The 11,605-nt window shown below is 46.1% G+C and carries 9 protein-coding genes; 2 read left to right on the top strand and 7 right to left on the bottom strand.

The genetic code is table 11. The annotated features are described in order from the left end of the window. Window positions 1–6: 6 nt before the first annotated feature. The 4 genes from SPIRS_RS00225 to SPIRS_RS00210 form a co-directional block, all read right to left on the bottom strand. A complete protein-coding gene (locus SPIRS_RS00225) occupies window positions 7–837 on the bottom strand; it encodes a carbohydrate ABC transporter permease (RefSeq protein WP_013252670.1) in 831 nt (276 codons plus the stop codon). An 8-nt stretch (window positions 838–845) separates the two neighbouring features. Beyond that, on the bottom strand, window positions 846–1,721 hold the full coding sequence (locus SPIRS_RS00220; RefSeq protein WP_013252669.1) for a carbohydrate ABC transporter permease: 876 nt from the start codon (window positions 1,719–1,721) through the stop codon (window positions 846–848). 100 nt (window positions 1,722–1,821) lie between these two features. Further along, a complete protein-coding gene (locus SPIRS_RS00215) occupies window positions 1,822–3,057 on the bottom strand; it encodes an ABC transporter substrate-binding protein (protein WP_013252668.1) in 1,236 nt (411 codons plus the stop codon). 161 nt (window positions 3,058–3,218) lie between these two features. Continuing rightward, a complete protein-coding gene (locus SPIRS_RS00210; RefSeq protein ID WP_013252667.1) occupies window positions 3,219–4,292 on the bottom strand; it encodes a substrate-binding domain-containing protein in 1,074 nt (357 codons plus the stop codon). 143 nt (window positions 4,293–4,435) lie between these two features. Between SPIRS_RS00210 and SPIRS_RS00205 the strand changes: the two genes are divergently transcribed. Next, complete coding sequence (locus SPIRS_RS00205; protein ID WP_013252666.1) at window positions 4,436–5,812, top strand: MATE family efflux transporter; 1,377 nt, start codon at window positions 4,436–4,438, stop codon at window positions 5,810–5,812. Next, window positions 5,809–6,900: a patatin-like phospholipase family protein gene (locus tag SPIRS_RS00200; protein WP_013252665.1), complete on the top strand. Its 1,092-nt coding sequence runs from the start codon at window positions 5,809–5,811 to the stop codon at window positions 6,898–6,900. Before SPIRS_RS00205 ends, SPIRS_RS00200 begins: the two co-directional genes overlap by 4 nt. Window positions 6,901–6,916: 16 nt before the next feature. Here SPIRS_RS00200 and SPIRS_RS00195 read toward each other — a convergent pair whose 3' ends face one another. The 3 genes from SPIRS_RS00195 to SPIRS_RS00185 form a co-directional block, all read right to left on the bottom strand. Further along, on the bottom strand, window positions 6,917–8,038 hold the full coding sequence (locus SPIRS_RS00195) for an HD domain-containing phosphohydrolase (protein WP_013252664.1): 1,122 nt from the start codon (window positions 8,036–8,038) through the stop codon (window positions 6,917–6,919). Between the two features lie 62 nt (window positions 8,039–8,100). Further along, window positions 8,101–8,397 carry a PG0541 family transporter-associated protein gene (locus SPIRS_RS00190; protein WP_013252663.1) on the bottom strand — a complete coding sequence of 99 codons (297 nt, stop codon included), beginning with the start codon at window positions 8,395–8,397 and terminating at the stop codon, window positions 8,101–8,103. Then, on the bottom strand, window positions 8,394–11,603 hold the full coding sequence (locus SPIRS_RS00185) for an efflux RND transporter permease subunit (RefSeq protein WP_013252662.1): 3,210 nt from the start codon (window positions 11,601–11,603) through the stop codon (window positions 8,394–8,396). The genes SPIRS_RS00190 and SPIRS_RS00185 overlap by 4 nt, the downstream gene beginning before the upstream one ends. Between the last annotated feature and the right edge of the window lie 2 nt (window positions 11,604–11,605).

The raw sequence follows: 11,605 nt of genomic DNA, 5'->3' as shown, positions 1-11,605 counted from the left end.
TTTATCCTATCCTTTTATTGCACCAGAGGTTACACCTTGTACAATTTGTTTTTGGGCTGAGAAAAAAAGGATTATCATAGGTATTGAAGACAAAACCGTCGCTGCCAGAATATTTCCCCAAGCAGTATTATATGTTTGGAAAAAGCGCATTGTAGCCAAAGGCAGCGTATAGTTCTTAGGCGTTTGCAGCATAAGAAGGGGTAGAAGAAAATCATTCCAGATCTGAAGACCGAGGAGAATGATAATGGTGCTGGTGATAGGCTTCAACAACGGTAAAACAATTCGAAAGAAAATCTGATATACCGAAGCGCCGTCGATCTGTGCACATTCTTCCAAAGAGAGGGGAATGGTCTGAATGAATCCTCTGTACAGAAAAATTGCGGTCGGAGAAACCAAACCCAGATAGACCAGAACCATACCATATAGTTTGTTCATCAAAGACAATCGTCTGGCCATCACCACTATGGGAATCATAACGGACTGAAACGGCACAACAAATACGCTTAAAAAGAGAAAAAACAGAATGGTATTTAGTATACCTTTCGTCCTTGCAATCTTATATGCAGCCATCGAAGCTATCACAAGAATTCCAAAGACTGAAAAAGCTGTAATAACAATCGAATTTAGCAAAGTTTTTCCATATTTCATCATCTCAATGGTTGCAACATAATTGTCCACATAGAATGAGGAAGGGAGAACCAGCTTTGATACTAGATATTCCGAATTTGTCTTTAAGGAATTTATAATTACAAAGTAGAAAGGAGCAATAAAGATGCTGACACCTATGATGAGAATGATATAAATAAGAATGGTTTTGAGCAATTTTTCTACTGACATCTTTCCCTCTACAAATCAACTTCTTTGCGTTTCAGCAATATAATTTGTGTAAATGAAACAACAATAATAACAATCAGTAAAACAATGGCTTTTGCCGTCCCATATCCGTATTTGAAAGAATTGAATGTGGTATTATAAATATTTAGCAAGGCCGTCTCTGTTGCATGACCAGGCCCACCTCCCGTCATTGCATAGACAATATCGAATACCCGTAAAGAATTGATTGTCGAAAGGAAAATACATATAGTCAGAGACGGGATAAGCAGCGGTAATGTGATATGACGAAAAACAAAAACCTGACGTCCTCCGTCGATTGTTGCAGCCTCGTACAGTTCCCGAGGTATTGCCGTTATCCCGGCAATATAGATCAGCATATACCACCCCGTAGCCTGCCAAACCGAAGCAATGATCGTCGAATAGAGAGCGACCTGTGGATCACTCAGCCATCCTATCTGAAACACTGCAACCCCGATTTTTTTCCCTAATTCGAATGAAGCTTGACCAAGAAAAAATTTCCAAATCTGCCCGACCACAATGAGGCTAAGGACATTCGGCAAAAAGAATATCCCGCGAAAAAAGTTTCGCCCGACAACAGAAGGCTTTGTCAGGAGAACCGCCAAAAAAAGTGCAAGAAGATTTACGGTCAGTACATGTACGACGGTAAATTTCAACGTATTCTTGAAAGCTTCGAAAAAGATTTTGTCGTTAAGAATATTCCTGAAATTCTCAAGACCTACAAATGTCTTTGTCGCGGATATGCCATTCCATTCAAAAAAACTATAACGTACCCCATTGAAGACCGGAATCAGGAAAAAAAGAAAGAATAAAGAAAATGCCGGAAGAATAAACAAAAAATAATCTGCGCTATAATCGTGCTTTTTCATCGAATATGCATCTCATATGCTTGTCATCGGATTTTCGTTAATACTCTTAGTTGCTCCCGATATCCGACTTTAGAGGAGCAACTAAGACGTACAGATTGCTTTATTTTACTGCATCATCAAATGCCGCTTGGACATTTTCCATGACTTGGTCCTGGGATATTTGGTTACTGAGATAAGCCTGCATCGACTGTCCGGCTTCCAGCTTCACCCCACCGGGAGCGACCTTTAACCATTCCCAGGGAATAACATTGCCCTGGTCCAACGCTTCGGAGATATCAGTATAAACGGCATGGAGTCCCTTGGTATCAAATCCCTTCTGCGGAACATACGAAAAATTATATTTCGAAAGAATCTGGGCCGATTCAAGGGTCGAATAGTAATCGAAAAAGTCTATTGCCTCCTGCAGGTGCTTGCTATTTTTGATGATCCCAAGTCCGTTTGCCACACCAACGACAATCTTGTTATTTTCTTTCACGTTCGAATATGGTAGTGCTGCCAAATGGACATCAAGATTAGGATCGACGGCAAGTGCCGTTCTCAGAATCCAGTCTCCGTGGATTGCCAGTGCAGCTTTCCCCTGTCCAAAATAACTGGCTCCTTCCCCAAACGAATAGGAGAAGGGATTTTCCGGAACATTGTCCTTGAGGATATCGATATAGTTAAATACCTCGGAGAATTTTGCATCACTGAATTTCACCGTACCATTATACAGGCCCGCAACCAGGCTGGGGTCCTGGTTTAAGATCGGGCTGATTCCGAACAAAAGATACTGGTCGGCCGCCCACGTTTCATTAAACATCGACGTAAAAGGAGTAATCCCTGCGGCATTAAGTTTGTCGACCGCGGCTTTCAATTCGGACAAAGTAGAGGGGACCTTGTTGATATGTGCTTGCGCCAACAATTTCGGATTGTACAACATCCCATAGCCTTGGAGATGAAACGGAACCGAATAAAGCCTTCCGTCTATCATGTTTGGTTCCTTCGCAACATCAAACAAGCGAGATGCAACGGGCCTGTCGCTTAGATCCAACAACATATCTGCAGCAACAAATTCTTTCAGCCGTTCCTGATCAACCATAACGATATCAGGCAATGTATCGGTTGCCATCATCGATTGAAATTGCGTAGCATAGTCTTTTGAATTAAAAATCGTTGTAATTTTTATATTGGGATGCGTCTCTTCGTACGCCGCAATTATCTCCTTCGTTCCCTCTTCGAGATCACCATGACCACAGAAAAAAAACAATTCGGTCTTTCCCGCTTCCTGATCTCCTGATGCATAGGTAAACGTACTCAAAAAAATAAGCAATACGATCATTACCCCTATCTTCTTCATGTTCCCCTCCTTGCTGGGAAATTACCATTCAAATGGCAAAGGCTTTTTCAGCTGAATCGTAAAAAAATAGCTTAGCTAAGCTTGATATACGTATACCATGGGTAAATCAATGTGTCAAGAAAAAGAAAGCTGCATGTAGTGCATTATACGATCACTGCATATCAGTCAAATGACAGGTGATTCTTATCAAGATCGCTATTTTCAGCCAACATGACTTCCTGCACCAAATGGATATCGTCCCGAGGTATGAAGCCGGTTTCCACCATCTCCTCGAGAACCTTGACGGCGTAAAAGCCCTGCTGAATAGGGTTTTGAAAAATAATTGCCGTTATCATATCTCTTGCAAAAAACTCTTTGTAGCCGGGGAAGGTATCGTGTAAAAGGACTTTCGGTAGCGGCCTTTTTGATTCGGCAAGGACTTCCATAAGAAGCTGATTAATTGGCGGGACCAAATATATCGCATCAAAGCATACCTCGGACTCGTTTATGATAGTCTTGAGTTCGAGTCCAACATCTGTCGCACCTTGTTCAAGGTCAACGCCCTGTATGGTATTGATGATGGATGGATACCTCTCTTTCATCACGGACATAAAGCCGTCAATACGCAGATGATTAACTTCTGCAGAAATATTCTGCTTTGTATGATCATCGGTTATTACAAGGATTTTCGACGTTCCTGCCACACATTTCCCCAAGAATTCAGCCGCAAGTCGGCCTCCTCCTATATAATCAGGGCCGATATAACAAAGGCGATGCGACTCCTTAGCATCAATATTGAACAAAATATAAGGAACCTGTGCATCATCCAATACACGGAAAATTGCAGTCATATCATATTCTTCATTGTTGACAAGACCGACGGCATCAACCCCTTCGGCAATAACGGCCGTCAAGGCAGAAAGGTACTCAACACTATTTTTGTTTGCAATCCGATAGTACTCCACGGAATAATTGAAGTGTTTAACCTGTTCTTTCGCAAGTCCTATTCCAGACTCGACAGAGTCCCAAAAAAACCGGGGCGTGTCAGTAGAGAACAGTACAATACGAGTTACCTTTTTCTGGACCAAGGTTTGGGCCGCCCGATTGGCTTGGTAACCGACCTCGTCAGCGTAGGCGAGTATTCGCTCTCGTAACTCAGGAGAAATGTTCCCTTTATTATGAAGGGCCCTGTATACTGTCATCTGGCCAATGTGCAGGGCCTGCGCAATGTCCTTTTGCGTCACTATTTTTTTCATGACAATCAACACTATATCAAATTTGTAGGCAAGCTCAATATAAAGGCTTGAAATTTTGGTTTCAATACATCAGGTGCTTTTTTTCTCTGCTTGCCCAAAGCTTAAAAGCATCGTAGAGTCAGAACACAATATAAGAGGTATGTATGCACGTTACTGATCAGCTATTCGGAGACCGTTCCTTCCGAAAAGAGCTGCTTCGCATTGCCGTCCCCGTTGCGCTTCAGAATCTTCTCATATCAAGCCTTTCAGTTGTAGATACCCTTATGATCGGTCAGCTTGGCGAGGTGGAGATTGCAGCAGTCGGACTGGCAAATCAACTTTTTTTCCTCTCACTTCTCTTCTTTTTCGGGGTCTCAAGCGGCGCATCGGTCTTTATCGCCCAGTTCTGGGGAAAGAAAGATATCCCGTCGATTCACCGAACCGTAGGCTTTGCCTTCAGTTTCGCAGGTTCTGCCGCCATACTCTTTAGTCTTCTTTCTCTCACTATCCCCGACCAGATCCTCAGGATTTTTACTACCGACGAAGCAGTCGTAACGGTCGGTGTCGAATACTTAAGGGTGGTGGGGATAAGTTATCTTTTTGTTGCGGCAAGTGTTCTATCATCGGTAAGCCTGCGCAGTATCGAAGAAGCAGCTACCCCTCTGCGGGCAACGACAGCATCGATCATAGCAAATATCATCCTCAATTATCTCCTTATCTTCGGGAAGTTCGGCTTTCCTCAAATGGGGGTTGCCGGGGCAGCCCTGGCAACCACAATTTCACGATGCCTGGAACTGATCATCCTCTACCATGCAATCTTTGTCAAAAAGAATATCTTGGCCGCTCCCGTCCGGACCTTTTTTGACTTCAACAGCTCTTTTGTCCGTCGCTTTCTCAAGACTGCGACCCCGGTAATTCTCAATGAAATGGCCTGGGCAACCGGCATGGTTGTCTACAAGATCGTATTTGCAAGAATGGGAACCGGAGTAATTGCAGCAATGAATATCGTTGATACCGCAAGCAATCTTCTTTTTATTATCTTTATGGGAACGAGTAATGCCTGTGCGGTCATGATTGGTAAGCGGGTCGGGATGGGAAAGAAAGAGGAAGCATTCACAGCCGGAAGGCATTTCATTGCAATAGGATTCTTTTTCGGAGCAGTGGTAGGACTCGGAGCACTCCTTCTTGCTCGTTTCATTCCCGGTCTTTTCAATGTAAGCGACCAGGTAAAATTAATGACGGCACGAGTTCTTCGTCTTTTCCCTATTATCTTTCCACTTAAGGCCCTTAATATTCACACCGTCATCGGTATCTTTAGAGCCGGAGGCGACACGGCCTTCAGCTTTTTTGTGGATCTTTCCGGAGTCTGGCTCGTGGGGGTGCCCCTTGCATTTTTGGGAGCCTTTGTATGGGAACTGCCTATTCATCTGCTCTTTTTGTTGTTGGGTATGGAAGAAGTGTGCAAAACTATCATGGGTCTTCTTCGTTTTCGAAGCAGACTTTGGGTCAGGGATATTACCGAAGGTGAGGTATCGACATGAATCACATCAATTCACTCTGGTATAGCCGACTGGTGCCTGGAAGAACCATCCGCATCCTATCCGTAGACGGAGGAGGAATACGTGGCTATCTTGCTGCACTCATTCTCGAAGAGATTGAGAAAAAACGGACCGAAATAGGAAGAAAAAAACCATTTTGCCGCTGCTTTGATATGATGGCGGGAACAAGCACCGGCAGCCTCATAAGCCTCGGCCTGGCCGTTCCACAATCGAGGAAATTACCCACAGATTCTCCCGAAGAAAGCTCGAAAAAAACACCGCTTATGCCCAGGCTTATTAACATTTTATCCACAAACGCTCACCCTAAATACAACGCCGCAGAGATCGCACGCTTATACCGAGAAAAAGGAACAGAGATTTTTCCACGATATATCTTCAAACAGTTGAATACGGTTCGCCAAGCCTTTGTGGAAAAGTATGATGCAGGAAATTTCGATCGTGTGCTTGAAGATATTTTCGGCGACCTTACCCTCCGGGATGCTTTGGGAAGGGTTCTGATAACAAGCTACGATACCCTATCAGCCCGTCCCATTATCATGAAAAATCTTCCGGGAGAAGAAAATTTCTACATGAAGGATGCCGCAAGGGGATCCTCAGCCGCCCCTAGCTATTTTTCACCGGTCGAGGTTACCGGATTGGACAGTAATGCTCCATTCTGCCTCGTCGACGGCGGGGTCTTTGCCAACAATCCGGCAATGTGCGCCTATGTGGAGGCCCGCAGGCTTTTTCCCCTTGCCAGAAAGTTTTTCATCCTTTCCCTCGGCTCTGGACAGCTGGAACAGCGATTGAGCTATAAACAGGTCAAAAGCTGGGGCTATGTGGAGTGGGTCCTTCCGCAAAACAATGTTCCACTTTTTGGAATGATGAGCACAGGACAAAATAAGTGCGTTGATTATCAGCTGAACCATCTCCCCGGAGTAACATATATCCGCTTTAATCCTTTGCTTAACGGCTGTAGTGAGGAGATGGATGACGCAGGAGCAAAAAACATGGAGTGTCTCGAAGCGGTGGCAAAACGCACGATCGAGGGAAACAGAAGGCTTATCGATCTGATAGCCAGGTTTCTTTGATCAAAGCTCAAAACGTTTAGTGAGAATACTGCCTCTTGATTGCGTACAACTGATCCCACAACCCATCCATAATATCGCAAAGGACAGGATCGAAGTGGTGTCCCCGTTCCGCTTTGAACAATGCAACAATCTTTTCTTTGGGCCAGGCCGCTTTGTAGACCCTGTCGCAGGAAAGGGCGTCAAATACATCGGCAATGGCGGTAATCCTAGCGTAGATATGGATATCCTCTCCAACAAGGCCTTGAGGATAACCGCTGCCGTCCCATTTTTCGTGGTGCTGATACGCAACAATCGCCGATGTTTTTAGAAGATCTCTTGTCGAATACTTTAGCATATCATAACCAATTGTGGTGTGGGTCTTCATCACCTCCCGTTCTTCATCGGTAAGCGGCCCCTCTTTCAACAAGATGGCATCGGGAATGGCAATCTTGCCTATATCATGCATGGGAGAGGCATTTTTTAATAGTTCGGCCTCCTCTGCATCCATTCCCATGGCCAGAGCAATAAGGTAGGAGTATTCGGCGACCCGCCTGACATGCCCGCCTGTCTCCTTCGAACGCATTTCACCCGCTTCTGCAAGGGTAACGATCATCTCCCGCTGGGTTTGCTCAATTTCTTCCTGAAGAGCAACGGCTTCGAGTTCACTGCCGGTATAGCTTGCAGCAAGCTGCAGGTGTTCCAAATCCCGTTCGGTAAAGCCATCCTCCCCGGACATTTTATTGATCGCCTGGTAGACCCCCATTACCTCTCCGGCCGAATCACGAATCGGAAGTGCAATGATATTTCTGGTTCGATAACCGGTTTCGCTATCGACCTGCTTGTCGAAACGCTCATCCGCATAGGCATCGTTGGTGATCATACTCTTTCCGGTAGTGGCTACATAACCGGCAACCCCCTTTGAAAGGGGGATAACAATACGGTCGACCCCATGAGCAATCTTACTCCACAACTCTCCCCGCTGCTGGTTGACCAGCCAAACGGTACAGCGATCGGCCGTAATAAGATCCCGACCCATATCAGCCAGGGCGACAAGCAGACGACCAACATCCCGTTCATTTGCAATGAGGTTTATATATTTAAAAATGATCTTCAAGAGTTCCTGGGCGGAAGGCTCCTTACGGAGCTCTGTGTTCTTCATATTGCTATACTATATAATGAACCCTCCGAGAATTCCACCTCTTTCGAAGAGGTGGAAGAGGTTCATAGAATTTCCTTTGCCTTTGAAACAAAAACCTTTATCCCTTCGTCGCAGAAAAAATCCTTTAATTCGCGCACCACGTCGACAATAGCGTCGAGTTCTTCCTCCTCACAATAGGTGGTAAGAACAAAATTCTCCTCGGGCCAAACATGATCACCCCGCCTGGGGCCGGAAGTACCGACCCCATGAACCACAGGAAATTTCGTATAATGACGCACAATTCCCGCCTTACGAAACGCATCATGCATATCTTCTTCGATAGAACGGTTGGCAATGATCTCAACACGTAACAATTTCATGCCTCATCTCCTTTGCACTGTGCTTCAATTTCCAAACGATTCTTCTGTCTGGCAAGTTTACGTGCCTCCCGTTTTTCCTGACGGCGCTCACCAACCCTATTAACAATTGCATATATCACAGGAATGAGAAGCAAGGTGAAAAGAGAGCCAACCGAAAGACCGCCCACCACCGATTTGCCGATCGGCTGCACAAGTTCCGAACCTTCACCAGGGAAAAAGGCCATGGGAACCAATCCGAGGACCGTTGTCAGCGTCGTCATAAGGATCGGCCGGAGTCGGTTTCTCCCCGCCTCCACGCAGGCATCGTGGATATTCATTCCACGTTTTCTCAGCAAATTGGTATAATCTACCAGTACAATCCCGTTGTTCACGATAATTCCCGCAAGCATAACCAGACCGACCGCCGTCAAGATGTTGAAGATCTGCCCGGTAAGAAAATAGATCAGAATAACGCCGATCATAGAAAGCGGAATCGCAAAAAGAATAATAAACGGATCGACAAAGGACTCAAACTGGCTGGCCATGACCCCGAAGACGAGGAACACGGAAACAAGAATGATTGCAACAAATCTCATGCCATACTTTTGCAAATCTTCATAATCACCGGAGAACTCAATGAGTACATCCTCATCGGCAGGGATTTCCTGATTAATCAGCTGCTGGGCACGGTCGGCCACCTCGTTCAGGGCCGTTCCGGGTACCGTTCCTGCTGTTACATGTACAACACGGGTCTGATTCTCTCTATTGATGGTAATCGGCCCGGTTCCCTTTTGGTACCTGGCAAAGCTGGCAAGAGGGATACGCTGTCCTGCCTGATTATTGACGAAAACCTTATTCAAATCGAGAATCTGATTTCTATCCTCATCGGCAAGAAACATGACGATATCGTATTCGTTTCCACCCTCACGGAACTGGCTTGCGGTAATACCGTCGAGATTTGCCTGAATCTCCTGGCCTACCGAGTAAACGTTAAGGCCAAGGGAGTACATCTTGTCTCGATCCATGACAATTTCTACCTGAGGAAGTCCGTCTTTCAGATCGATCTGAGGTTCCGTCACCTCCGGCATGTTTTGCAGAATATCACGAATCTTTTCCGCGATATCCTTTGCTTTGGTCAAATCTTCGGTTTTTATCAGAATATCGATGGGCGTTGTTCCGCCGAAACTTGCCCCCTGACTGCTGTCGAAGGAAAATACCGCCGAAGGAAAATCGTTGAAGTGTTTACGCAGTTTCTGTTTCACATCATCGGAAGAGTCGATGCGCTCTTTATAGGGAGGCAGCATGATCCTGATGCTCCCTTTATAGCCGATAGCACTTCCGCCGAGGCCGAAGAAGGAGGCTTCCCCCACTTCGGTAATGATATCATCATACCCCTTCACTTCGCTGCGAACAATATCTTCCATCTGCTTGATGACCGTTTCGGTGATTTCAAGCTTTGTTCCCACCGGAAGTTCCACACCCAGGTTAACCTGATCCTCCTGCATACTTGGCATAAATTCAAAGCCAGTCTTCGGAATAAGTGTAAGGGAAGAGAGAAAGACAGCAAGCACCACGACAATCGTTATAATCTTATGCCGAAGCACACCCCTGAGGATCGATGCGTAAAGATTCTCAAGTCCCTGGAAAAAACGCTCCATTACCCCGTCGAGGGCCTTGAGGGTTCCCCGCAAGGGGCGCTGTCTGCGGCTTGTCAGCGGAAGGTAGTGGCTCGAAAGAACGGGAATCAAGGTCACGGCAACCACAAGACTGGCGGAGAGGCTGATGACAACGGTAAAAGCGAGAGAAGCAAGCAACTCTCCGACCACATCAAGCTGGCTCTTGAACAATACGACTGGGGCAAATACACAGATAGTGGTCAGCGTAGACGCGACTATGGCGTTTATCATCTCTTGGCTGCCGAGTATGGCGGAGGCCGTTAGCTTAGCCCCCTTCTCCCGGTAGCGATAGATATTTTCAAGAATAACGATGGAGTTATCGACAAGCATCCCAACCCCAAGGGCAAGGCCAGCCAAGGTCATAATGTTAAGGGTAAGTCCGAAAAAGTACATCAGCATCAAAGTAACAATCAGCGAAACAGGGATTGTCAGGCCGATGATAAAGGTACTTTTCAGGCTCCGCAGAAAGACAAATAAAACAATAATCGCCAGGAGGGCGCCGGTAATGGCACTACTTGAAACCTGATTAAGGGACGACTTAATGATATCCGTCGTATTGAAAATCTCCGTTACCGTAATTCCTTCGGGGACCTGTTTATTGATTCGCTCGAGCCTGTTCCGAATATTGTCCGCGGTCTGGACGGAATTGGTACCACTCTGTTTCTGAATGATGATCTGTATCCCCGGCTCTCCGTTTATATAGACAAGGCTGTCCGCATCTTTATAGCCGTCGTATACATCGGCGATATCCCGGAGCCGAACCGTACGCTGTGTAGAACCGTCTCCGCTTGTTCCGGGCATACCTTCGTTTTTATAACTAATGACCGTATTCTTGATCTGATCGATACTGTCATATTCACCACTGGTGGTAACCAGATAATTGATATTCCCTTCATCAATATTTCCGGCAGTGACCTGTACATTCTGTCCCTGCAACATGCTGGAAATCTGCGTAAGTGTAAGGTCATAGGCCTCCAGGCGGTCCTGCGGGATCTCAACCCTGATAATCCGTTCCCGTCCGCCGCTTACACTTGTCAGGGCGACTCCTTCGATCTGTTCGATCTTCGGCTGCACCACATCCTCGGCAATCTGCCGTAACTCTTCAGGGGTCCTGTTCCCCGACAAGGTCAAACCCATAATCGGAATCATTGACGGATCAAATTTGAAGATCATGGGGCTGTCGGCTTCGTCGGGAAGGGCACCTTTGACAAATTCCAGGTTGTCTCTAACGCTGTTCGCAGCCTCGGCCATGTCGGTCCCCCACGTGAACTCAACCATGATCATGCTGCTCCCCTCCGAACTCGTCGAGGTGATACTCTCGATGTTGCTTACGTTCGACAGAGAACCTTCAAGGGTTCGGGTAATCCGTTTCTCAATTTCCTCGGGCCCCGCACCGTCATATCCGGTAAATACAACAAGAACAGGTGGTTCAATCTCCGGGTAGAGATCAATGGCCAGGTCACTCGTGGAATAGATACCGAGGCCGATTAAAAGCAGGAAAATGATAAGTATCGTCGTTGGCTTGCCAACGACGGTTTTTGATACGCTCATAC

The sequence above is a fragment of the Sediminispirochaeta smaragdinae DSM 11293 genome (genome assembly GCF_000143985.1).
Lineage (GTDB): Bacteria > Spirochaetota > Spirochaetia > DSM-16054 > Sediminispirochaetaceae > Sediminispirochaeta > Sediminispirochaeta smaragdinae.
This window is presented reverse-complemented; position numbering and strand designations above follow the sequence as displayed.

Excerpts from the sequence above, each read along its gene's own strand:
- SPIRS_RS00225 (WP_013252670.1), bottom strand. The coding sequence starts at position 837 with ATGTCAGTAGAAAAATTGCTCAAAACCATTCTTATTTATATCATTCTC.
- SPIRS_RS00220 (WP_013252669.1), bottom strand. The coding sequence starts at position 1,721 with ATGAAAAAGCACGATTATAGCGCAGATTATTTTTTGTTTATTCTTCCG.
- SPIRS_RS00215 (WP_013252668.1), bottom strand. The coding sequence starts at position 3,057 with ATGAAGAAGATAGGGGTAATGATCGTATTGCTTATTTTTTTGAGTACG.
- SPIRS_RS00210 (WP_013252667.1), bottom strand. The coding sequence starts at position 4,292 with ATGAAAAAAATAGTGACGCAAAAGGACATTGCGCAGGCCCTGCACATT.
- SPIRS_RS00205 (WP_013252666.1), top strand. The coding sequence starts at position 4,436 with ATGCACGTTACTGATCAGCTATTCGGAGACCGTTCCTTCCGAAAAGAG.
- SPIRS_RS00200 (WP_013252665.1), top strand. The coding sequence starts at position 5,809 with ATGAATCACATCAATTCACTCTGGTATAGCCGACTGGTGCCTGGAAGA.
- SPIRS_RS00195 (WP_013252664.1), bottom strand. The coding sequence starts at position 8,038 with ATGAAGAACACAGAGCTCCGTAAGGAGCCTTCCGCCCAGGAACTCTTG.
- SPIRS_RS00190 (WP_013252663.1), bottom strand. The coding sequence starts at position 8,397 with ATGAAATTGTTACGTGTTGAGATCATTGCCAACCGTTCTATCGAAGAA.
- SPIRS_RS00185 (WP_013252662.1), bottom strand. The coding sequence starts at position 11,603 with ATGAGCGTATCAAAAACCGTCGTTGGCAAGCCAACGACGATACTTATC.